General features: G+C 65.2%; 20 protein-coding genes. 7 read left to right on the forward strand and 13 right to left on the reverse strand.

Annotation, left to right across the window (positions count from 1 at the left end):
- Positions 1–277 precede the first annotated feature (277 nt).
- Positions 278–3,214 carry a TonB-dependent receptor gene (locus ACNR9O_RS04925; RefSeq protein ID WP_473682380.1) on the forward strand — a complete coding sequence of 979 codons (2,937 nt, stop codon included), beginning with the start codon at positions 278–280 and terminating at the stop codon, positions 3,212–3,214.
- Positions 3,215–3,282: 68 nt separating this feature from the next.
- On the opposite strand, the gene ACNR9O_RS04930 is transcribed toward ACNR9O_RS04925, so the two are convergent.
- The 3 genes from ACNR9O_RS04930 to ACNR9O_RS04940 all read right to left on the reverse strand — a co-directional run bounded on the left by ACNR9O_RS04930 (position 3,283) and on the right by ACNR9O_RS04940 (position 5,268).
- Positions 3,283–3,738, reverse strand: coding sequence for a DUF6491 family protein (locus ACNR9O_RS04930; protein ID WP_473682379.1), 456 nt, complete (start codon positions 3,736–3,738; stop codon positions 3,283–3,285).
- Between the two features lie 135 nt (positions 3,739–3,873).
- Entirely contained in the window at positions 3,874–4,578 is a 705-nt protein-coding gene (locus ACNR9O_RS04935; protein WP_473682378.1) for a DUF899 family protein, read from the reverse strand.
- A 30-nt stretch (positions 4,579–4,608) separates the two neighbouring features.
- A complete protein-coding gene (locus ACNR9O_RS04940; RefSeq protein ID WP_473682377.1) occupies positions 4,609–5,268 on the reverse strand; it encodes a glutathione S-transferase family protein in 660 nt (219 codons plus the stop codon).
- A gap of 128 nt (positions 5,269–5,396) precedes the next feature.
- Here ACNR9O_RS04940 and ACNR9O_RS04945 point away from each other — a divergent pair, with 128 nt between their 5' ends.
- The 3 genes from ACNR9O_RS04945 (at position 5,397) to ACNR9O_RS04955 (ending at position 7,822) form a co-directional block, all read left to right on the forward strand.
- Positions 5,397–5,864: a MarR family winged helix-turn-helix transcriptional regulator gene (locus ACNR9O_RS04945; RefSeq protein WP_473682376.1), complete on the forward strand. Its 468-nt coding sequence runs from the start codon at positions 5,397–5,399 to the stop codon at positions 5,862–5,864.
- A gap of 67 nt (positions 5,865–5,931) precedes the next feature.
- Complete coding sequence (locus tag ACNR9O_RS04950; RefSeq protein ID WP_473682375.1) at positions 5,932–6,492, forward strand: isochorismatase family protein; 561 nt, start codon at positions 5,932–5,934, stop codon at positions 6,490–6,492.
- A gap of 34 nt (positions 6,493–6,526) precedes the next feature.
- Complete coding sequence (locus tag ACNR9O_RS04955) at positions 6,527–7,822, forward strand: MFS transporter (RefSeq protein WP_473682374.1); 1,296 nt, start codon at positions 6,527–6,529, stop codon at positions 7,820–7,822.
- 253 nt (positions 7,823–8,075) lie between these two features.
- On the opposite strand, the gene ACNR9O_RS04960 is transcribed toward ACNR9O_RS04955, so the two are convergent.
- The gene (locus tag ACNR9O_RS04960) at positions 8,076–8,516 is read right to left on the reverse strand and encodes a hypothetical protein (RefSeq protein WP_473682373.1); all 441 of its coding nucleotides are present in this window, start codon (positions 8,514–8,516) and stop codon (positions 8,076–8,078) included.
- 375 nt (positions 8,517–8,891) lie between these two features.
- Here ACNR9O_RS04960 and ACNR9O_RS04965 point away from each other — a divergent pair, with 375 nt between their 5' ends.
- A complete protein-coding gene (locus ACNR9O_RS04965) occupies positions 8,892–10,241 on the forward strand; it encodes a hypothetical protein (RefSeq protein ID WP_473682372.1) in 1,350 nt (449 codons plus the stop codon).
- A gap of 69 nt (positions 10,242–10,310) precedes the next feature.
- On the opposite strand, the gene ACNR9O_RS04970 is transcribed toward ACNR9O_RS04965, so the two are convergent.
- The 4 genes from ACNR9O_RS04970 to ACNR9O_RS04985 form a co-directional block, all read right to left on the reverse strand.
- Entirely contained in the window at positions 10,311–10,661 is a 351-nt protein-coding gene (locus ACNR9O_RS04970; protein ID WP_473682371.1) for an ArsR/SmtB family transcription factor, read from the reverse strand.
- Entirely contained in the window at positions 10,645–11,106 is a 462-nt protein-coding gene (locus ACNR9O_RS04975; RefSeq protein WP_473682370.1) for an SRPBCC family protein, read from the reverse strand. Before ACNR9O_RS04975 ends, ACNR9O_RS04970 begins: the two co-directional genes overlap by 17 nt.
- A 323-nt stretch (positions 11,107–11,429) precedes the next feature.
- Positions 11,430–12,538, reverse strand: a protein-coding gene (locus ACNR9O_RS04980) for an IS3 family transposase (protein ID WP_473682369.1) whose coding sequence is annotated in 2 segments (ribosomal slippage) — positions 11,430–12,277 and positions 12,277–12,538 — 1,110 coding nt in all. Because the reading frame shifts where the segments join, the coding sequence is not laid out codon by codon here.
- 148 nt (positions 12,539–12,686) lie between these two features.
- Entirely contained in the window at positions 12,687–13,484 is a 798-nt protein-coding gene (locus ACNR9O_RS04985; RefSeq protein ID WP_473682368.1) for a hypothetical protein, read from the reverse strand.
- Between the two features lie 308 nt (positions 13,485–13,792).
- On the opposite strand from ACNR9O_RS04985, the gene ACNR9O_RS04990 reads away from it, so the two are divergent.
- Both ACNR9O_RS04990 and ACNR9O_RS04995 read left to right on the forward strand, forming a co-directional pair.
- The gene (locus ACNR9O_RS04990; RefSeq protein WP_473682367.1) at positions 13,793–14,608 is read left to right on the forward strand and encodes a creatininase family protein; all 816 of its coding nucleotides are present in this window, start codon (positions 13,793–13,795) and stop codon (positions 14,606–14,608) included.
- Between the two features lie 54 nt (positions 14,609–14,662).
- Entirely contained in the window at positions 14,663–15,859 is a 1,197-nt protein-coding gene (locus tag ACNR9O_RS04995; protein WP_473682366.1) for a YncE family protein, read from the forward strand.
- Positions 15,860–15,910: 51 nt separating this feature from the next.
- Here the strand turns inward: ACNR9O_RS04995 and ACNR9O_RS05000 are convergent, their stop codons facing one another.
- The 5 genes from ACNR9O_RS05000 to ACNR9O_RS05020 all read right to left on the reverse strand — a co-directional run bounded on the left by ACNR9O_RS05000 (position 15,911) and on the right by ACNR9O_RS05020 (position 22,785).
- On the reverse strand, positions 15,911–17,539 hold the full coding sequence (locus ACNR9O_RS05000) for a GMC family oxidoreductase (protein WP_473682365.1): 1,629 nt from the start codon (positions 17,537–17,539) through the stop codon (positions 15,911–15,913).
- Positions 17,540–17,555: 16 nt separating this feature from the next.
- A complete protein-coding gene (locus tag ACNR9O_RS05005) occupies positions 17,556–18,773 on the reverse strand; it encodes a mandelate racemase/muconate lactonizing enzyme family protein (protein ID WP_473682364.1) in 1,218 nt (405 codons plus the stop codon).
- Positions 18,770–20,071 carry an MFS transporter gene (locus ACNR9O_RS05010; RefSeq protein ID WP_473682363.1) on the reverse strand — a complete coding sequence of 434 codons (1,302 nt, stop codon included), beginning with the start codon at positions 20,069–20,071 and terminating at the stop codon, positions 18,770–18,772. Before ACNR9O_RS05010 ends, ACNR9O_RS05005 begins: the two co-directional genes overlap by 4 nt.
- Before the next feature lie 61 nt (positions 20,072–20,132).
- The gene (aldA, locus tag ACNR9O_RS05015) at positions 20,133–21,551 is read right to left on the reverse strand and encodes an aldehyde dehydrogenase (protein WP_473682362.1); all 1,419 of its coding nucleotides are present in this window, start codon (positions 21,549–21,551) and stop codon (positions 20,133–20,135) included.
- A 61-nt stretch (positions 21,552–21,612) separates the two neighbouring features.
- Positions 21,613–22,785, reverse strand: a complete 1,173-nt coding sequence (locus ACNR9O_RS05020) for a porin family protein (RefSeq protein ID WP_473682361.1) — start codon at positions 22,783–22,785, stop codon at positions 21,613–21,615.
- Positions 22,786–22,863: the final 78 nt, after the last annotated feature.

Here is a 22,863-nt window from a genome sequence, read left to right on the forward strand (position 1 = left end):
GGTAGTTTCCCTGGCAACCGACGGTTGCGCAGGATGATCTGTGGCAGGGGTATCGCTTCGTATTTGCTTACATGCCGTACCCGCAGCTTTCACCGAGCTGAATCCTTCCACAGCAAGTTGTTGCGGCGCGGAATGACGGCGCGCAGGCGCTCGCTCATTCTCCGCGCAAATTCGCGCGCGCATCGATAAACAGAAGCGGGCATCTCGCGATGACTCGCCGATTTTGCGTGCGTGCCTGCGCTCAGGGGAGCGCTCATCAAAAGAGGGAGGAAGGAGCATGAACGAGGATTTCGTGCCGCGCATGCGGTCCAGCAAAGGCATCGCGCGCCGGCCGCTCGCCGTCGCCTGCATCGCTGCGTTGATGATGTCTGGCGTCGCCGTCGCCCAGGACGCGACGCCGCCACCGGCCAAGCCAGCCGACCATGCGCAGCCGTCGCAGACGCCACCCGATCAGGCCGACCAAGCCAAGAAGAAGCCGGCGCCGGGGCAGGTGAGCAACCTGCAGGAAGTGGTCGTCACCGGCATCCGCGGCAGCATCGAGAGTTCGATCCGCGCCAAGCAGAACTCCGACAGCATCATCGAGGCGATCTCGGCCGAGGACATCGGCAAGTTGCCGGATGCGAGCATCGCCGAGAGCCTGGCCCGCCTGTCGGGCCTGGCGACGCAGCGCGTGGATGGTCGCGCCAACGTCATTTCGATTCGCGGCCTGTCGCCGGACTTCGCCGGTACCACGCTCAACGGGCGCGAGCAGGCGACCATCGGCGAAAACCGCGGCGTGGAATATGACCAGTATCCGTCGGAGCTGATCAGCGGCGCGGCCGTCTACAAGACCCCGGACGCCAGCCTGGTCGGCCAGGGTCTCTCCGGCACCGTCGATCTGCATACGATCAAGCCGCTGGATCTGCCCAAGCGCGCCATCGCCGTGAACCTGCGCGGCGAACACACGACTAACGGCAAGCTCAACCCGGGCTCGGGCGTGGGCGACATGGGGCATCGCGCGAGCTTCTCCTACATCGACCAGTTCTTCGACCACACGCTGGGCGTGGCGGTGGGCTTCGCGCAGCTGGATTCGCCGATTCAGGAGAAGCAGTACCAGGCGTGGTGGTGGAGCCTGAACAACGGACCCAACGGCATCGAAGGGCAATGGGGCGGCTCGCACACGCCTGGCCTGCCGGACAACGTGCTCTCGCAGGAAGGCATGCAGCTGCGCGCGCAATCGGAGAACCAGCTGCGCAACGGCCTGATGACCGTGCTGGAGTGGGCGCCGGGCGACCACTACCACACCACGCTGGACCTCTATTACTCGACCTTCAACGAGCGCAAGTACAAGAACGGCGTGCAGTGGTCGAGCAGCCCGTACAACACCAATGGCGTACCGGTCTACAGCAACGTCGGCATATCGCCGGCTTCGCCGTATCCGATCGTCACGTCCGGCACGATGAGCAACATCGCGCCGATCCTGCAGAACGAGTACATCAAGGAGAAGGACAAGCTGTTCTCCGCCGGGTGGAATCACCAGTACGACTTCGGCAACGGCTGGGTGCTCACTGGCGACCTGTCGTACTCCATGGCGAAGCGGCGGCTGCGCGATGCCTATCTGTTCGGCGGCCTGGCTGGCAGTCCCACCACGGACGTGTTCTTCCACACGCCGACCGGCGACGACTATCCGTATTTCCGGCCGGGCGTGGATCTGGCCAACCCGGCCAATATCGTATTCACCGATCCGGACAACTACGGTTACAACGGCCGCCAGGAGTTCGACAAACAGAAGGACACGATCAAAGCCGCGCGCTTCCAGGTATCGCATCCGGTGGGCTGGATCTTCAGCACGGTGGATGTCGGCGCGGCGTACTCGGAGCGCAAGAAGACCAAGCAGGCCGATGTGTTCTTCGCGTGGCTCAACGGCAATGGCGACGGCAAGGATCTGGGCCCTTATGACCACACGCTTGGCGTGCCGGTCGGCTCGGCATTTCTGCGCGGGCCGACCGATCTGGGGTACGGCGGCATTCCGGGCATCCTCAACTACAACGTGCTGGACGCGCTGTCGAACCAGTTCTACCTGACCCAGCGCAATGGCCAGGCCGACTGGAGCCGTAACTATTCGATCACGGAGAAAGTCCCGGTCGCCTACGTCAAGTTCAACATCGACACGCATCTGGGCGATGTGCCGCTGCGTGGCAACGTGGGCGTGCAGTTCGTGCGTACGGATCAGTCGTCCACCTCGTACCAGACCAACGGCGATGCGCTGGTGGGAACGCTCAAGGGCGGTGCGAAGTACAACAAGTTCCTGCCCAGCTTGAACCTGGTCGCGCAGATCGCCGACGGCCAGTACCTGCGCTTCGGCCTGGCCAAGACCATGGCGCGCGGTCGCATCGACGATGAGAAGGTGGCCAGCTCCGCCTCGGTGGCGCGCGTCACCGAGGGGCCGGGCGCGGGTCAGGTGTTGTGGTCCGGCAGCGGCGGCAATCCGCAGCTGCGGCCGTATATCGCGGTGGGCACGGACCTGTCGTGGGAGAAGTACTTCGGTAAATCCAGCTATGTGGCCGTGGCGGTCTTCAACAAGAACCTGTTGAACTACATCTACGACAAGACCGTGCTGGATTTCGATTTTCAGAAGGCCGGCTTCGTCAATGACAACCCGACGCTGCAACCGACCAGTCCCTTCGGTTCGTTCACCCGTCCGGAGAACGGCACGGGCGGACGCATGGAAGGCCTGGAGTTGTCCGGCGCATTCGAAGGCGGGCTGGTGTCGCCGGTGCTGGACGGCTTCGGCGTGCAGGCCAACTTCTCGCTGACCAACAGCTCGATTCCGGAGAGTTCGGTATCGTCCATCCCGGGTGGCCCGAAGACGCTGCCGGGCTTGTCGCGCAAGGTCGCCAATCTGGCGGTGTATTACGAGAAGTACGGCTGGTCGATCCGCGTGGCCGAACGCTATCGCTCGTCGTTCACCGGCGAAGCGGTGCCGCTGTTCGACCAGCTCGGTTATGTGAAGGTGCTGGCGGACAAGCAGACCGACCTGCAGGTGGGCTACGCCTTCGACGAACACACCCGTCTGAACGGTTTGTCGCTGCTGCTGCAGGTGAACAACCTCACCAACTCGCCGCAGAAGACCCAGCAGATAGCGAGCCTGCCGAACGGCGTGCAGGTGGGGCGCCCGCTCGACTACACCACCTGGGGTCGCACGATCATGTTCGGCTTGAACTACAAGCTCTGAGCTTCATCGCAGTCCGCGAGAAAACAACGCCCGGCCATGGCCGGGCGTTGTGCTTTCGGGGGGGGGCATCAGAACGAACCGGCCAGGTCTTCCTGTTTCGGCCGGGTCAGCATGTTGAGCCGACCGGGCACGCCCTGGACATCGATACCCGCAACGGGGCGCGCTTCGAGCAGATCGCAGGAACCGCTCATACGTTTGACGCGATCCTGCCCGACATAGGTGAACTGGTCGCGTGAGCTGGTAAGGGTGAGATACCGCTCATTGGGCAGGCCCGGACACACGCTGGTATGCAGCAGCCAGGTATGGCCGTCGCCGCCCCGCACCAGCAGGTGCTGGTTGCCCAGCGCTTCCCACGAGGCGTTGTCCGATGGCAGGCGGAACATCGCCACCTCCGGCCCGGCATGCGCCAGCGCGGTATCGAGGCGATCGTCGGCATGCGCCTGCTGGCGCAGGCGCTGCTCGGCGCAGCCGGCAAGAACGAGGGAAAAAGGGAGGAGAGTAACCAGGGTCTTGATCGCTTGCATACACGCTCCTTGGGTATGAGGACCAGCCGCGCGAGTGTGCGCCCGCCCCAGGGGCCAGGCAAGGTGCGTCCGCCATGCCTGGCGAGTCCGCCTCGTCCGTCGGGCAGGGGAGATGGTGGCGAGCGCTTGCAAGGGTCAGTCGTACTGCAACTTCGGATACCAGTCGGTTCCGCGTCCCTCCGGCGTCATGTCCAGCAGCGTCCACAGCAGCATCGGTCCAGGCGCGCCGCGCGGATCCTGGCCCGGATCGGCGGTGGGAAAGGTCATTTCCTCGCCCCAGAAATGGCGAATGATGCCGTCGCGGCGCGTGAATACGTTGAGCGATGGGATGTCGCTGCCGTCATCGGCGATACCGCGGAAGTCGCGTGTGTAGTTGCCGTTGAGATCGGTATACAGCGGCAGGTCGCGCCAGCCGCGCTCGCGCTTGAAGGCGAGCAGGCGTTCGATCGGAGCGCCCGCGATCACCGCCAGCGCCACGCGCTGCTCGAGGTCGCGCGCTTCGCCCTCCCAGGCGCCGAGCATCGAGGTGCACATGGGGCAAGGGCGTTCGCGCTTGGCGCCGAACATGTAGCCGTAGACGATCAAGGTTTGCTTGTCGCCGAACAGGTCGGCGAAATCGGCCGAGCCGTGTTCGCCCTGGAAGCGGTAGTCGCCTTCGATCGGCGCGCCGGGCGGCAGCGCGCGACGCAGTTCGGCGACGCGTTCGAGGTGACGACGCAGCTCGATTTCCTCGGCCAGCAGGGCGGTGCGCGCACGGCGATAGGCCGCGCTTTCGCCGGGGATGGTGACGCCGGCGCGGGCGGCCAGCTCCGGCGCGGGAACCAGTGGAGTGCTGCTCATGCTTGTGTCTCCTGTGTGAGTGACAAGGCGTCAGTCGCGATCGGGCGCGCCCAGCGGGAACAGCGGGCGATAAGGACGCGCTTCGTCCACCGCGCGCGCGAACGAGGGGCGCGCGAGCAGGCGCTGGCGATAGGCAATGACGTTGGCGAAAGACGGATCGATCCGATGCGTCCAGTCCGCGTAGAACAGGAACGGCGCCGCGCCGCAGTCGGCCAGACTGAAGCGGTCGCCGGCGGCCCAGGTACGGTCGGCCATGGTGCGGTCCAGCCAGCTGTAGGCGGCGTCGAGCATGCCGCGCGCTTCCTGCACGCCGTAGGCGTCGCGCGAGTCTTCCGGGCGGAGCGCGTTGAACACGATCTTCTGCTGCGGCGTGGAAATGTAGTTATCGAAGAAGCGATCCATCGCGCGTACTTCCAGTGCCTCGCGTGGATCTTCCGGCAGCAGGCGCAACGGCCCGGGATAGTGCAGCTGCAGGAACTCGATGATGGTGGTGGCCTCCGTGATCATCCGCTCGCCGTCGATCAGCACCGGAAAGCGCTTGACCGGCCACATCGCGAGCCAGTCCTGAATGTGTTGGGGATAGTCGGGCGCAAGCATGCGCCATTCGAACGGCGTGTCGTTTTCGTAAAGCGCGACCAGGACTTTCTGGCTGTAGGACGAGAAGGGGTGGGCGTAGAGCTGCAAGGCCATGACGGCTCCGTCGGGTGGGGTCTCCTGAAGATGACGAACGGCCCGGGCGCGGATCGACATGACGGTGCGTGACAATTTACGAAGGTAAACTTTGTAGTTTTCCTGTTGATCGGCTACGATGCCGGGCCATGAACGCAAAGTCCTCACGCAGCGATACCACCCACGTCCTCGCCGTAGAGATGCGCGTCGTGCTCGGCAAGCTGGCGCGGCGCCTGCGCAAGCAAGGCCGCACGGATCAGCTCAGCTCGGCGCAGACTTCGGTGCTGATCCAGCTCGAACGCCACGGTGCGATGACCGTGACGGCACTGGCTCATGCCGAGAGCGTGCGCCCTCAGTCGATGGGCGCCACGGTCGCCGCGCTGGAAGCGGCGGGGCTGCTGGCCGGCGCGGCGGATCCGGCGGACCGGCGGCAGACGCTGTGGACGCTGACGCCCGCCTGCCACGAACTGGTGCGCGCCAGCCGGGCCGCGCGCGAAGACTGGCTGTACCAGGTGCTGCGCGAACAGTTGGACGAGCGCGAGCAGTCGCAGCTCGCCGCCGCGATGCCGTTGTTGCGACGCCTGCTCGAGGCGTCGACGGAGCCCGGCGTAAGTTGACCGTTCTTTCTCCCCCTGGCGCGCCCGCGCGGTGCGCCTGTCCCCTTCCTGCCGATGGAGCCGCGCCATGAGCATCACTGCAATCGACGAAAAGACCGCCCTCATCCTGATCGACCTGCAGAAAGGCATCGTCGGCCAGAAGACTGTGCATCCCTCTGACGATGTGCTGCGGCATGCCGGCGAGCTGGCTGCTGCGTTCCGCAGCCATTGCCTGCCGGTGGTACTGGTGAACGTGATCGGCGGCGCACCGGGACGCGTGGAGCAGCAGCGCAGCGGCGGCGAGCGTCCTGCGGACTGGGCCGAGCTGATGCCGCAGCTGGATGCGCAACCGGGCGATCATCGCGTGAGCAAGCGCACCTGGGGTGCTTTCGCGAGTACGGATCTGGCCGAGTATCTGCACGGCCAGGGCGTGACCCAGGTAGTGATCGGCGGCGTGTCCACCAGCATCGGCGTGGAGTCCACGGCGCGCCAGGCCTACGAGGGCGGTTTCAACGTGACGCTCGCGGTGGACGCGATGACGGATACCAATGCGGACGCGCACGCCAACAGCATCGGCCGCATCTTCCCGCGCCTGGGCGAGACCGGCACCGTGCGCGAGATCGTCGAGCACCTCGACGCGCGCGCATGAGCGACGCCATGCCGGCACGACAGGGAGTGCGCCGATGCTAGGCGCCTTCCGTTCGCTGCGCAGTTACAACTACCGCGTGTGGGCGGCCGGCGGACTGGTCTCCAACGTCGGTACCTGGATGCAGCGCACGGCGCAGGATTGGCTGGTGCTCACCGAGCTGACGCAGAAGAACGCCACTGCGGTCGGCATCGTGATGGCGTTGCAGTTCGGGCCGCAGCTGCTGCTGTTGCCGCTCACCGGCTATGCGGCCGATCACTTCGACCGGCGCAAGCTGCTGTCTTTGACGCAGGGGCTGATGGGCGCGCTGGCCCTGGGGCTGGGCCTGCTCACGCTGATGGGCTGGGTGAAGCTGTGGCACGTGTACGTGTTCGCCGGATTGCTCGGCGCGGTGGCAGCGTTCGATGCGCCCGCCCGGCAGACTTTCGTATCGGAGCTGGCGGGCGAAGACGATCTCTCCAATGCGGTGGCGCTCAATTCCACCTCGTTCAACGCCGCGCGCATGATCGGTCCGGCGGTGGCCGGTGGCTTGCTGGCGACGATGAGTTCGGGCTGGGTATTCCTGCTGAACGCGCTGTCCTACATCGCGGTGCTCATCTCGCTGGGCATGCTGCGGCCCGCGCAGTTTTTTCCGCGCCATCGTCCGGCGCAGCGTGGCGGCTTGCTGGAAGGCTTCCGCTACGTGTGGGATCGCCACGACCTGCGCGCGGTGCTGCTGATGCTGTTCCTGATCGGCACCTTCGGCCTGAATTTCCCCATCTTCATCTCGGCGATGGTGGTGAAGGCCTATCAGGGCGGTGCGGACAAGTACGGCCTGCTCACGTCAGTCATGGCTGTCGGTTCCGTGGCGGGCGCGCTGTTCGCCGCGCAGCAGATGCGGCCGCGTCTGGGCTACCTGATCGCCGGCTCACTCGGTTTTGGCGTCGGCTGCATGCTGGCAGCGGTCATGCCGACGTACGTGTGGTTCGGCGTGATGCTGGTGGCGGTGGGCATGGCCGCGCAGATGTACACCACCTCGACCAATAGCCTGGTGCAGCTATCGACGGAGCCGGCGATGCGCGGCCGCGTGATTGCCATCCAGTTCGCCATTGCGTTGGGCGGCACGCCGCTGGGCGCGCCGCTGGTGGGCTGGGTGGCGGACACCTTGGGGCCGCGCTGGTCGCTGCTGCTAGGCGCGTTGTCGGGTTTTGCCGCGGTGGTGGTGGGGTTGCGCTATCTGGTGCGTTACCGCGGACTGCGCGTGGTGACTATCGACGGGCGCCGGCGCTTCAGCGTGTCGCTTGCGCCGCAAGGGCAGGACGCGGAGACCCCCGAGCGAGGCACGGCGGCGTAAGGCTGGCGCGACGCTTTCCCGCAGGCAAAAAAAACCGCATCCGGCGGGGTGACGGCGGATGCGGGAAAAAGCGCCTACAGGGTGGACGAGGCGCCCGAGGATGGGAGGCCCGGCGGCCAGCTGGCCGCTCCCCGGCCGGGCGCGAGATATGCAGGCGATGGCGTGAGGCGGCCGTGAAAACAGCGACGGCGGCTCTGGGCCGCCGTCGCGTCGCACTCCCTGCGGATGGTTCTCCCGGATGGCTAACCCGGCATCACGGCGTGGTGATGTGCGTGCTGCATTCGACCGGGTCCTTGCAGACCGGCTCGGCGAGCAGGCGCAGGAGGCCATTGGCCTGCGGCGCGGCCGTGACTTGCACGTCGCCGTCGCGATAGACCGTCTCGCCCTGCGCGGACGGCTGCGTGGCGCTGCCGACGTCCACGCCGGCGGTGCCCATCGGCAGGACCAGGAACACGCCGTTGGCGGTGGCGAAGGCGCCGCGCACGGCGCCGCGCGCGTCGTTGATCTGCACGTAGCGGACGCCGTCGCGTTCGAAGGCATACACGTGCCAGCGCGGGCTGACGGAGAGGTCCGGCGCGTTGGGCCAGGCCTGACCCAGGCCCGATGCCGGCTGTGCGGCGAAGGCGAACGCCGGGGCCAGCAGGCCGGCGAGGACGAAACAGCTCAAGGCGCGGTGCATGGTGGAACGGATCATGGTCAACCCCCTTCCTGTGGATGTTGGTGGACACGCACTTCACGAGCGGGAGTCACTTTAGCGCGGCCCGTTCGCAGAAGCTGCGACGGTTGGAACGCCCGGCCGCGCAACGCGGGGTTGTCCGTCGCGGCCCCGTGAACGGTCGGGCGGTGCAGCATCACGCCGGCTCCACGGGCTCGGCGAGACCTTACCGCCGCCGCGCCAGGGGGGCGCAACAGGGGGCATATCGCGACTTTCCCAACTCAGGCATCCCTGGCGACGACGCGTCGCCGGCAGTGATCGGCATGGCCGGTCCGGGGCCAGGCCGTATCCGGACATCGGTGGCGCGGGCGCAACGCCCGCGCCAGGGGGTACCACGTAAACAGGGAGTGGAACATGCAGAAGATTCGAAGCAGGACATGGGGAACGCTGGCGGCGTTGGTGCTGGCGACGGGCGTGGCAAACGCGGGAACGTTTCCGGACTTCGGCTACCAGCCGCCGTCCGATGCGTACAAGGGGCCGCTGTTCCACCTGAGCCAGGACTACCCCAAGCAGATGCCGCAGACGCCGCCGCCGGCGTTCTTCAAGCAGTTGCCCAGTCCGCTGAGCAACAACTTCGAGCAGTGGCGGCCGTACGTGGATGCGGTGAAGAAGTACTGCCTGGAAGGCAACGTCGAGACCGACTGGGTAGTGCAGAGGAACCCGGTGCGCCGCTGGTACCACGCGCCGTGGCAGCACTACGGCCCGGATGGCCGCGAGGGTGTGCATGGCCTCACCAAGGAAGCACAGATCCAGGCCAAGCAGCTGGCGTCGACGCAGACCACCACCGGCCAGACCTATGCGGTAGGCATCTACAACGACGTAGGCGGCTACATCTTCGGGCAGGTGTGGAAAGACCCGCAGAACCCCGATCCGACCTATACCTCCAAGCCGAACAGCTTTCCCAACGGCACGGTGGTGTGCAAAGCGCTGTTCGCGGACGTGGATCTGAGCCAGGTGCCGTTCCTGAAGAACCCGGTGCAGTGGGATGCGTACATCACCGACTCGTTCAAGTCGTCCAACCGCGTGATGCGCAAGGTCGCGCTGATCCAGATGGACTTCGCCGTGCGCGATACGCGCATTCCGGGCACGGGCTGGATCTTCGGTACTTTCCAGTACAACGGCGCGATGAGCGGCAAGCCGGGTTGGGACAACCTGGTGCCGGTGGGCGTGATGTGGGGTAACGATCCGCAGAACAACGGCAGCACGTACGACAACCCGCAGCCGACGGTCACCAAGATCAATCCCGACCTGAAAGAGACCGCGATCAACGCCAACACCAAGGAGCTGCCGCCGACGCACCTGGGCTGGAACGGACGCCTCAACGGCCCGGTGGACAATCCGGTCAGCGCCTGCATGAGTTGCCACATGACGGCGGAGAGCCCGGCGGTGTCGCCGATGAATCCGACCTTTCAGGCCAACCCGCCGCCGATGGGGTCGCCGACGTGGATGCGTTGGTTCCAGAACGAACCGGCCGGTTGGCCGTTCGATCCGGGCAAGGCGTTGAGCACCGACTACAGCTTGCAGCTGGCTGCGGGCCTGCAGAACTTCTACGACTGGAAGTGCAACCAGGGTGGCGTGTTCGTCGATGGCGGCAATGCCTGCCAGAAGGCCAAGGCGTTGCGCCTGCATCTGAACGAGAAGACGCCGGAGCCGGTGAAGATCTTCAAGGTGACGCGCGATCCGGGGCTGGAGGAAGTCCACTGACGCACTGAGCAAGTCCCGGCGCGTTTTCAGGCGGGCGGCGCAGTGTTGCGCCGCCCGTACTGGGAGACGCTAGCGTTCGACGAAGGCGCTCAGGCGGCCAAGTACCGCATCCCACTGCGCCGCGATCGCATCCAGCGACCGCCGCGCCTCATCCAGGCGCGCCGGTTCCAGTTCCCACATCCGTTCGCGCCCGAGCTTCGCATCGCGTACCACGCCGGCGTCCGCAAGCACCTGCAGATGCTTGGTTACCGCCTGGCGGGTCACGTCGGTACCGCCGGTCAGCTGGGCGATAGACATCGCGCCGCCCGCGCAGAGCAGGGCGACCAGGCGCAGGCGAGTCGGATCGCCCAGCGCGGCGAACACCGGCGCGGCCGCCTGCAGGGCAGCCGCCTGGCGGGAAGGCTTAGTGCGTGTCGACATACTTGCGGATGTTCTCCATCTGCTCGGTCCAGCCGCCGCTGTTCATGCGGTAGGCCTCATCGCGGCGTCCGGCGGGGATGCGATCGAAGCCCGACTCGATGACGCGCACCAGCGTGCCGCCGCCGATCTCCTCCAGCTCGAACTCCACCAAGGTGGTGGGCTCGGTAGAGTAGTCCTTGTCGGGATCGATGGCATACGGATGCCAGCGGAAGGACAGGTAGCGCTCCGGTTCGACGCGCTCGACCAACGCCTCGAACACCAGATGCTCATAGCCGGGATAAGTGATGTGGCCGCGCGCGTATTCGCCCGCGGCGAAGCGCTGTCCCGCGAGCTTGACGCCGAACCACTCGCCGAAGGTTTCGGCGTTGGCGATGGCCTGCCAGACGCGCGAGCGCTTGGCCTTGAGCTGGATCTGGCGTTCGATGCGGTCGGTGGTGGCGTTCATGACTTGCCTCCGCAGGTCGGGGGGGGGGGGGGATAAGCAACTAATAGGTTGCATGTTAGGTCGATGCCGGGGCGGCTGCAACCATTTAGTTGCCTATTGGCCGTAGAGGGCCGCACTTCGATACGCCTGGATGTTCGGCCAAGTGAGAATGGCGCGGCCGGCTCGCGGCTCCGCTGCCGATCATCGCCAAGCAGCAAACTGGTCGGTCTGCTCAGGAGCCGCAAGGGTGGGCCTGATTCTATTTCGATCGCTATGTCTTGACGTGCTTGCCGATGTGCGCGCTTGGCAACGCTACTTCAGCCATGCTGTCGACTCCCCGCAAATCAGTGCCACGCTAAATTAGAGGTCGCCGGGTCGTTCTGAAGTCGGAATTCGACGGGCGTGAGCCCGCCGAGGCTGTCATGGGGAATTTCCTGGTTGTAGTCGGCCAGCCATCGTTCGGTCCGCTCCCGCACCTCGGTCCGCGTCCGGAATACATACATGTCGAGCACGCCTTGTCGGTAGCTGCCATTGAAGCGTTCGACGAAGCCGTTTTGCATCGGTCGTCCGGGTTCGATGAAGTCCAATGCAATACCCTTGCGCTCGGCCCACTCGGCCAGTGCTAGCGCGACAAACTCCGGACCATTGTCCAGGCGAAGCTTCATCGGATAACCGCGCCAGGCTGCGATCCGCTCCAGCGTGCGAATGACACGCGCCGCCGGCAGGTTCAGATCCACCTCGATAGCTAGCGCTTCGCGACTGAAATCGTCGATGACATTGAAGGTGTGGAAACGCCGCCCGTCCCACAGGGCATCGGACATAAAATCGATCGACCAACCCGAATTGATCTGCTCGCCGGCCACCAGCGGCAGTGGATGTCGGTTGGGCACGCGTTTCTTTCCGCGTCGACGGCGATTGAGCTGCATCAGGCAATACACCCGCCACACCCTTTTGTGATTCCAGACCAGGCCGCGTCGCCGAATCAGCTGAAACAGCTTGTCGAATCCCCGCTCGGGAAATCGCTCAGCTAGCTCCGCCAACAAGGCGATGACCTCTTCATCTCGATCAGGCCGAGCTCGATAGCGAGCGGTCGACCGCGACAGTCCAAGTGCCACACAAGCCCGGCGCTCGCTCCAGTCGTGTTGCTGCATCAGCCACGCCAGGAGCGGGCGCTTATGCGCCGGGTCTACAGCTTTTTTGCGATGAGATCCTTCAGCGCGTGGTTCTCCATCGCCAACTCGGCATACATCCGCTTGAGCTTGGCGTGCTCGGCCTCAATGTCCCGCAGCCGCTGCACGTCCGAGGCTTCCATGCCACCGTACTTGGACTTCCATACGTAGTACGTCGCCTCGGAAATGCCTAGCTCGCGGCACACGTCCTTGACCTGCCGGCCGCCCTCGACCTGCTTCAGGGTGGCGACGATCTGGCTCTCGGTGAATTTGCTCTTGCGCATCGTGGGTCTCCTTGGGGGCTACTTTGCCCGGAGACCTCTGGTTATGGGTGGCGTGAGTTTAAGGGGAGTCGACACGACAATATCCAAGCGCGCCACCCAAAAAAGTAAGTAGGCCGCCGAGGGTGATTTTTATTATATGTCCCATGAATTATTGGATTGGCTTGGTTGGTTCTGGTCGTGGCGTTACTCGCAAGCCGTAGCCGTACATTTTGTATCTATATTTCAGTAAATTACGATACATCTGCATGCCCTGTTGGTCGACATAAGCCATATCAGGGGGAGCGATGCCGCTGCTGCGGTAATAGAGTTCCTGGCCCGCAGATTCATCACCCATGATGTAGGCCATGCGCAAAGCAGCTAGTGAATTGAGCTTGTCTTGGAGCAAGCCCGGCGCGGCATAAACATCACTTAGAACATAGGCGCCATATAACGACCCATCAGCCATGCTGCGCAATGCTTCGCGGCTGGCATCCATCTGCGCCCCTTGCTCGAGGATCCGTTCTGCGTACAGGGCGCGCCACACCGGGGATTCCTGGGCTTTTTTTGCCAAGTCGGCGACATTCATGAGCTTGGCATCTTCCAGGTCTTGCTGCGTGGGATAGCCTCTATCCTTGAGCCATTGAGCCATGGCGGGATTCGTGGCGGTTGTGGCGTCTTTACACTTTTTGCCTGTGGGGCACCTGTACGCCTGATAGAGGCGTTCGGAATCTTTGCGGGAGTCGGGTGTCATCCCCTTTTGGGTGGCGGAGGGCGTGGTTTCTGTATTCGTGGTTGCTGATGCGTTAGGCGGGAAGTCGCTGGTTTCTTTCTTTTGATCTGATGGGGCTGTTTTATAATTTTCCGTTTCCTTTGACGTCTCATTAGTGACGCGTATTTTTGCCTCCCACAATGTGATTGCGGCAACGACAGTGGTGAGAAGTGCGGCTAGCCAATATCGGCGTTTCAATTCTTTCTCCTTGAATAATTGTACGTCGTTCGTGGCGTGGCGTTTGATGTGATCTTAGTGCCTGTTATTTGTAGTGTCTGTCAGGTATCGACTACAAGGTGAATGGTTTTCTTCTTGGTGTAATTAGGATTAATGAATTTGAATTATCTTAATGGTGTTATTCGTATGTGTTGCTCACGGATGGTATTGAGATTGATGAACGTCATTCTTGTTGGGTCGCAGCGAAGGGCATGGTGGTGTCGCCCACCCCATCGGCCTGTATCAGTGCTACCGTTCCGTGGTCTCGACGCAGTAGATACGGTTAACCCATGAATCACCCATTTCGGCGGTTCGTCGCCGCCGCCTTGCTCTTTACCGCCGCGCAGGCGGGCCTGGCACAGACGCCCAGGACGGTCTTGCTCGAAGACCTCACCTGGACCGAAGTCCGCGACGCCGTCCAGGCCGGCAAAACCACCATCATCATTCCCATCGGCGGCACCGAGCAGAGCGGTCCGGGCATCGCGTTGGGCAAGCACAATGCGCGGGCGGCGTTCCTCGCCCGCAAGATCGCCGAACAACTGGGTGATGCCTTGGTGGCGCCGGTGGTGGCGTACGTGCCCGAGGGTGCGGTGACGCCGGCGCAGGGCCATATGAAATTCCCGGGGACGATCACCGTGCCCGACGCCGCGTTCGAGGCCATGCTGGTCTCGGCGGCGCAGAGCTTCGCCGCGCATGGTTTCCGCAACGTGGTGTTCCTGGGTGACCACGGCGGTTACCAGAGCGATCTGAAGCGCGTCGTGGCGCAGCTGGACAAGGCCTGGGCTGGCAAGCCGGCGCACGCGCTGGTGCCGGCGGCTTACTACCAGACCAGCTCCGACGGCTTCGACGCCATGCTGCGCAAGCAGGGTTATCGCGACGACGAGATCGGCACGCATGCCGGCCTGGCCGATACCTCGCTGCAGCTGGCCGTGGCGCCGGAGATGGTGCGGCTGGCCGCGCTGCGCAACGGGCCAAGGCTGGGCGCGGCGGACGGTGTGTTCGGCGGCGATCCGCGGCGTTCCAGCGCAGCGCTCGGCCAGGCCGGCGTGGATGCTATCGTTGCGCGCACCGTGGCGGCGATACGCCAGGCCACGGGCGGCCGCTGAATGCCGGCCGGCGCTTTTTCCCCCAAGAAATCCCTACGAAGAAACGGAACTCCCATGATGTCTCGATCCCGTTGCGTGTCGCGGTCCGCCACTCTGGCGTGCGCCGCGCTGGCCGGCCTCGGCCTTTCCGCTACCGCGTTTGCCGCTTCGTCCGCGCCGGTGAAAACCGTGGCCGGCATGCCGCCGGTGGTCAATCCGGCCAACATGTACACCGAGGCGCGCGCGGGCAATTTCAGTCCGGCGGTGAAGGGCGCGCTGGAGCGCATCTATGTGCCCAACCTGCGTTCCAACAGCGTGTCGGTGATCGATCCGGCGACCTACAAGGTGATCGATACGCTCCCGGTGGGCCGCAGCCCGCAGCACGTGGTGCCCGCGTGGGACTTGCAGACGTTGTGGGTGACCAATAACGCCGAGGGCCGCAACGACGGCAGCCTCACTCCGATCGACCCGAAGACCGGCAAGGCCGGCAAAGCGATCGAGGTGGACGATCCGTACAACATGTACTTCACGCCGGACGGCAAGGAAGCCATCGTGGTGGCCGAGGCGCACGCGCGACTCGACTTCCGCGATGCGCACAGCATGCAGCTGCTCAGCAAGCTCGACGCGCCGGAGTGCAAGGGCATCAACCATGCCGACTTCGCCATTGATGGCCGCTACGCGATCTTCACCTGCGAGTTCGGCGGCAAGCTGGTCAAGATCGACATGGTCAACCGCAAGGTGCTCGGCTACCTCGATCTGGACAAGAAGGGCATGCCGCAGGACATCCGCGTCTCGCCGGATGGCAAGGTGTTCTACGTGGCCGACATGATGGCTGACGGCGTGTACCTGGTGGATGGCGACAGCTTCACCAAGATCGGTTTCGTCAAGACCGGCATCGGGACGCACGGCCTGTATCCGAGCCGCGATGGCACCAAGCTGTACGTGGCCAACCGCGGTTCCAACCATGTGCACGGCGAGCGCCGCGGCAACAAGAAGGGCGTGAACAAGGGCAGCGTGTCGGTGATCGATTTCGCGACGCGCGAAGTGGTAGCCAACTGGCCGATCCCCGGCGGCGGCAGCCCGGACATGGGCAACGTGAGCGCGGACGGCAAGACGCTGTGGTTGTCCGGCCGCTACGACGATCTGGTGTACGCCTTCGATACGTCCACCGGTGCGGTGCGCAAGATCAAGGTGGGCGCCGAGCCGCACGGCCTGGCCGTGTGGCCGCAGCCGGGCCGCTATTCGCTGGGCCATACCGGCATCATGCGCTGAGCGCAGCGGGAGCCTGCCGCACAGGCAGGCTCCCCATGTGTGTCGACGCGCTCAGCGAGCGTCTTCGAGGATCATCGCCGCCGCTTTCTCCGCCACCATCATGGTGGCGGCATTGATGTTGCCGGAGGTGACGTTGGGGAACACCGACGCGTCCGCCACCCGCAGCCCCTGCATGCCATGCACGTTCAGGCGTGCGTCGACGACGCTGGTCGCCGGATCGCTGCCCATCGCGCAGGAACCGCACAGGTGATAGATCGATCCACAGTTCTGGCGGAAATACGCCAGTAGCGCCTCGTCGCTCGCCGCGGCCGGGCCGGGCAGGGTTTCCTCGACGGTGATGGCTTTCAGTGCGGGGGCCTGCATGATTCGGCGCACCAGGCGGCTACCTTCGATGGCCTCGCGCACGTCGTGTTCGGTGCTCAGATACCGGGGATCGATCAGCGGCGCGTCGCCGGGCTGGTCCGAGGCGATTTCCACCGTGCCGCGACTGGTCGGGCGGCAGGGATTGAAGCACAGGAGAAAGCCCGAATAAGGCTCCGGCTGGATCGTGGCGCGGCTGCTCTTGGGGATCTGGTACGAGAGCGGATTGAAATACAGCTGAAGATTCGGATGCGGCCGTGCCGCGTCGCCGCGGAAGAAGCCGCCGGCCTGGTTGACGCTGACCGACAGCGGCCCCTTGCGCGTGAACAGATATTCGAGACCGACGCGGGCCTTGCCCAGCCACGAGCGCAGGTCGTCGTTGAGCGTGCGCACATTGGCTTTGTAGTAGTAGCTGACGCACAGGTGGTCCTGCAGGTTGCGCCCCACGGCTGGCAGGTGATGAACGGTGGTGAGGCCGTGGCGCTGCAACAGCTCGCGATCGGCCACGCCGGACAGCTGCAGCAGCTTTGGCGTATCCACCGCACCGGCGGCAAGAACCACTTCGCGCGCGGCCGTGAACGTGTGCTGCAGGCCGTGCTGGCGCACGCGCACGCCAAGCGCGCGCCGGCGGTCGTCGAAGATCACGCGCTCGACCTGAGCCTCGCGTTCGATGCGCAGGTTGGCGCGGCCGGCGGCGGGGTGAAGATAGGCCATGCTGCTGGAGCAGCGACGACCGTCGCGCGTATTGATGTCGTAGATACCGGCGCCTTCGATCTGCGCGCCGTTGAAGTCGGCGCTGAGCGGATAGCCCAGCTCGTCGCAACCGGCGAGGAAGCGATCGCACAACGGATGCGTCTTGCCGCGCATCGGCGTGACGTGGATCGGGCCATGCGCACCGTGGTATTCGGTGTCACCGGCAGGGTGCGTCTCCAGCTTCTTGAACCACGGCAGCACGTCGCGGAACGCCCAGCCTGGGTTGCCCTGCGCGGCCCAGTCGTCGAAATCCCGCGGCTGCCCGCGCACGTAGATCATCGCGTTGATCGAGCCGGAACCGCCCTGGACCTTGCCACGCGGCGCATACAGCTGGCGGCCGCCGAGCTGGGTCTGCGGCTGGCTGTAGTACATCCAGTTGAACCGCGGGTTGTAGTACAGCTTGACGAAGCCGGCCGGCAGCTTGATCCAGAACGAGTCGTCCTTGCGGCCCGCTTCCAGCAACAGCACCGAGTACTTGCCCGATTCGCTCAAGCGAGCGGCAAGGATGCAGCCGGCGGAACCGGCGCCGACGACGATGTAGTCGTAGTTGAGGGGGATATCGCTCATGCGCTTGCTCCTTTGCTCAGCCACGGGCGGGCGAGTGGTCTCTGACGTCGGCCGGCGTGGCGGCCATCTGCAGGTGGAGGCGTTCGCCGGTGTAGGGCGAGTGGCGGCGCACCACATCCATGTCCAGTTCGACGCCGAGGCCGGGTTCGCGCGAGGGAATGATGTAGCCGTCTTCCCATCGCAGCGGCTGCTTGAGGATCTCGGCGTGGAAACCGTCCCAGGTGCCGATGCTTTCCTGGATCAGGAAATTCGGTGTGCAGGCGGCAAGCTGGAAACTGGCCGCCGCGCCGACCGGGCCGTTGTAGAGGTGCGGCGCGATCTGTGCGTAGAACGCCTCGGCCATGCCGGCGATCTTCTTCGCCTCGAGCAGGCCGCCGCAGCGACCCACGTTCATCTGCAGGATCGACGCGCCGCCGGCCTGCAGCAGCTTGAAGAACTCGTACTTGGTGGTGAGCCGTTCGCCGGTGGCGATCGGAATGCTGGTGTGCGCGGCGACCTGGCCCATGGCGTCCTCCTGGCCGGGCGGAATCGGCTCCTCGAACCACAGCGGATCGTATTTCTCCAGGCGTCTTGCGAGGCGGATCGCGGAGGAGGGCACCATCTGGCCGTGCGTACCGAACAGCAGGTCGGCGCGGTTGCCTATGGCTTCGCGGATCCTGCGGCAGAACGTTTCGCAGCGTTCCAGCACCTCCAGCGAGAGCTGGTGGCCGGAGTAGGCCGTATACGGACCGGCGGGGTCGAACTTCACCGCGGTGAAGCCGCGTTCCACGTTGCGCAGCGCGCACTCGGCGGCGAGGTCCGGATCGCCGTAGTCGTACTCGCCCCTGGCGTTGACCGGATACAGGTAGGTGTAGGAGCGCAGCCGCTCGTGCACCTTGCCGCCCAGCAACTCGTACACCGGTTTGCCGGCGGCCTTGCCGACGATGTCCCAGCAGGCCATCTCCAGGCCGCTGACGATGCCCATCATGGTCAGGTCGGGGCGCTGGGTGAAACCGCTGGAATAGGCCTGGCGGAAGAAGCGTTCGACATGGTGCGGATCGTGCTCGAGCAGGTAGCGTTCGAACACGTCTTCGATCGCCGGCACCATCGCCCGGGGATGGAAGGTGGCGGCATAGATTTCGCCGACGCCTTCGATGCCGCAGGCGGTGCGCAGCTTCACGAACAGCCAGTACATGCCGCCGATGTGCGGCGGCGGCACGGCGACGACGTGGATGTCGAGCGAGATGATTTTCATGACTGGCGAGCCTTCCTGCGCTGGATCATGCGGTGGAGAACGAGCGTCGCGGCCACGCCGAGCAGGCCCGCGACCGTGATGTAGGAGAAATAGATCTGGTAGCCGACGACACCGGGGTAGTGCTGGGTGATCCAGCCGTTGAGCAGCGGCAGGAACGCGTCGGGCAGGTAGCCGATCACCGAGATCACGCCGATGGCCAGGCCGGTGATGCGCAGCGGTACGTTGCAGTCGTCGAGGATGGCCCAGTACAGGCTGCGGATCGCGCAGGTCATCAGGCCGATGAAGATCACCAGCGCAGCCATCAGCGGCACCATCTTCAGCGAGGGCAGGAGGATGAGGCCGATCATGCCCAGCGCGGCCAGCGCCATCGCGAGCGTCAGCATGCGCAGCCGCGAGAAGCGGTCGCCCAGCCAGCCGCCGCCGATGCCGCCGACCGGACGCATCCACAGCTTGATCGTCGTGATGACGCCGGCGGCGGTGGCGCTCAGGCCCATGCCGCCTTTCTCCAGGTAATCGGAGAAGCTGTAGGTGGCGTAGAAGAAATGGAAGCCGCAGAAGACGATGGCGGTGACCAGCCAAAGCTCGCGGATGCGCAGCAGCGCTTTCACATCGGTCCACAGCGAACCTCGGTCGCTGCGCGCGCTTTGCGGCTGTGGCTTTTCCGCACCGGCTGGGTCGCTCAGCAGTGCCAGCACGACGCCGAGCGCCAGGCACGCGACGGCATACAGATGGATGACGCGGCGGAATGCGTCTGCCGGTGCCGCGCTGGCGTCGATGGCGCGGGAGAACAACCAGATCGCGGTGGTGGCCAGCAGCGCTTCGATCAAGCCGCGGCCGCCGTCTAGGATGCCGAAGAAGCGGCCCTGCTCGTTGTCGGCCGCGATCGTCTTCACGCGTTTGAGCAGTGCCGCCCAGAAGGTCAGGCCGGCGAAAATGCCGAAGCCGAAGAAAATGGCCAGCAGCGAGGGAAATGCCGGCAATGTGCCGTACCACAAGGCCAGTCCGCCGACACCCAGCAGCGACAGGCTGATCAGCACGCGCGGCGGCATGCGGTCGGCCAGCCAGCCGCTGGGCAGGTAGCCGATGGCGAAGGCCGTGCCCAGGATCGAGTACAGATAGCCCAGTTGCTCGTCGCTGATGGCGAGCACGTCGAGCATGGTGCTCTGATAGACCTGCCGCAGGTAAAGCACGGGATAGATCGCGCCGGCCGCCACCACCAGCAGCATCAGCTGCAGGTAGCGATAGAAACGGTCGGAGCGGGGGCCGGCGATCGCCGGCGCGTGCAAGGGTGTCTTCATGGGAAATTCCGCGGAAGGGCACGCAATCGCCGGCACGGCGGTTCCGCGCGGGAGAAAGGATTCAGTGCTTCATCACCACTAGGCGGGTCTGGGTGAACTCGAGCATCCCGTGCTTGCCGTCGTCGCCGCCCAGACCCGAGCGTTTCCAGCCGGCATGGAAGCCCTGATAGGGATCGGCCGGCGTGCGATTGATATAGAGCTCGCCCGCCTCGATGCGGCTGGCGACCTTCATCGCGACGCGATAGCTCTCGCTGTACAGCACCGAGGACAGGCCGAACTGATGATCGTTGGCCATCGCCAGCGCATCGTCGAGCGTGTCGTAGCGAAGCACCGGAAGCACCGGGCCGAAGGTTTCCTCCTGCACGATCTCCATGTCCTGCCGGCAATGGCTGAGCAGGGTGGCCGGATAGAAATAGCCTTCGCCTTGCGGCAGCACGCCGCCGGTTTCGAGCACGGCGCCCGCCGCCACCGCGCGCCGCACTTTCGCGTGGACGTCTTGGCGCGCCTTGTCGCTGACCAGCGGCCCCATGCGGGCGGCGTCGACGGCACGGTCGCCGATGCGTATGGCGGCGAAGCGTTCGCGCAGCAGCTCGAGGAAGCGGTCATGGACCGAGGTGTGCACATAGACGCGTTCGATCGCCGTGCACAGCTGACCGCAATGCGTGGTCTTCGAGGCGACGATGGCGGTCGCGGCGGCTTCGAGATCGGCATCCGGCTCGATGATCGCCGGCGTCTTGCCGCCCAGCTCCAGCGAGGGCTTGGCGATGTTCGCCTTGCAGTACTCCAGCACGGTCCGGCCGACACCGACGCTGCCGGTGAGCGTGATCATGCCGACGGCCGGATGGGTGCACAGCGTGGCGGCCACATCGTGGTGCATGGCGAGGATATTCACCACGCCTGCGGGCAGGCCCGCTTCCTGCGCGGCGCGGGCGATGTCGATCGCGCTGAGCGGCGTGTTGTTGCTCGGCCGGACGACCACCGTGTTGCCGGCAATCAGCGCGGGCGCGATTTTGCGCAGCAGCGTGTACACCGGGTAGTTGTAGGGGATCAGGCAGGCCACCACGCCGATCGGTTCGCGCTGCAGCAAGATGGTCTCGTCGGCGCTGTCGCTGGGGATGACTTCCCCTTCGATGCGACGGGCCCATTCGGCGTGATAGCGCATGATCTCGGCGGCGTAGATCGCTTCGCTGGCGGCATCGTCCAGGCTCTTGCCCGATTCTGCGGCGAGCGTGGCGCCGATGCGCGATGCGCCCGCGGTGATCGCATCGGCGAAGCGGCGAAGATATTGCGCACGTTCGATGGCCGGCAGCCGGCGCCATGCTCTCTGTGCGCGGGCGGCTGCCTCGACGGCTTCGGTCGTCTGCGCGGGCGTGGCGGCGGCGATAACGCCGATGGGCAAACCGGTGGCGGGGTTGCGGACGACGATGGCGTCGTCCTCTGCGGCGGCCACGAAGGTGCCGTCGATGAAGTTCGGGGTCATGCGCTTCTCCACGGAGAGGGGCTTGCGGGATGGGTGGCGATTCACGCGCAGCGTCCGCGGCTCAGAAGTAGTAGCCGAGGTTCATGTAGAACTGGGAGCTCCAGCGGTTGGAGCCGCCGCGCGCCAGGCTCTGCGCATAGTTGCTGCCGCCGAGGTATGGATCGTTGCGGCCCGTCTGCCATTCGATGGCGACGATCAGCGAATGCAGCGCGAAGCTCGCGCCGGTGAGCAGTCGCTGGGTGGCGCGGAAGCCGCGTGCGGATTTTTCGAAGCGGCTGTAGCTGATGTACGGCGTGAGCGAGGTCAGTGCGCCGCCGGTGAAGCTGTCGGGCACTTCGTAGGCAAGGTTGGCGGCATAGAGGTTGCCGCGCGCGGCGAGATTGAAGGTGCCGTCGTAGGCGCCGACGGTAACGGTCTCGCTGCCGTCGGGATTGCGCGGCTTCATCTGCTGGCGCGCGAATTGCAGTTTCACCGACCACGGGCCGTTCTGCGCCTGCACGTGCACGGCGTAGGCGTTGCGCGGGCCGCTGCGGTGGGTATCGCGATTACGCAGTTGGCCTTGGTAGGCGGACAGGCCGGCTTCGCCCTTCCAGTCGCCAAGCTCGATCGCCCGTGCGAGCCGCGCGACCAGAGTGTTGCGCTCCTCGTTGCGGCTGCCGCCGGCGACGCCCGGGTCGGCCGGTGTCACGACGACGGAATAGGTGGTGCCGTTGCCGGTGCCGACACCGTGCCAGGCGGGGCGCGCGTAGTAGCCCAGGCTCAGGTCCCAGCCGCCCTGCAGGTGCACGTACTTGACGCCGACCATGTACAGATCTTCGAGGCCGATCGGGTTGCCCAGCGTTTCCAGGAAGCTGCTGCTGAACAGCGGTTGCAGGCCGAACGGCACCCGGTTGAGACCGAACTGCCAGCGGTTGTCGTCGTCCTGGCGGTAACCGACCCAGGCGTATTCCATGAAGCGCAGGGCACCGAAGTAGGTGTACTGGTACGGGTAGGCCTTGCCTTGCAGGCGGTAGCGCGCGCCGGCGCTCCAGCGGCCATCGTCGTAGCTGCCGCGCAGCATGAACGTGTCGACGCCGAACTTGCGGATGTCGCGGCCGGGATCGATGTCCACGCGCGCGCGTAGCGCGCCGCCGAGGTCGAGGTGATCGGTGACCTCCACGGCCGCCGCCGGCATGGCCGGCACGCTGGCGGCAAGCGACAGGAGCCAAAGGTGATAGCGGTTTGCGCGGGCCATGCGGAGCGTCTCTCGAAGCGAGCCGCACGCATCGGATAAATCATGGGGAGCATGCGCGCAGCCCTGGAAAACGGCCCG

The sequence above is a fragment of the Dyella sp. CR10 genome, assembly GCF_055814425.1.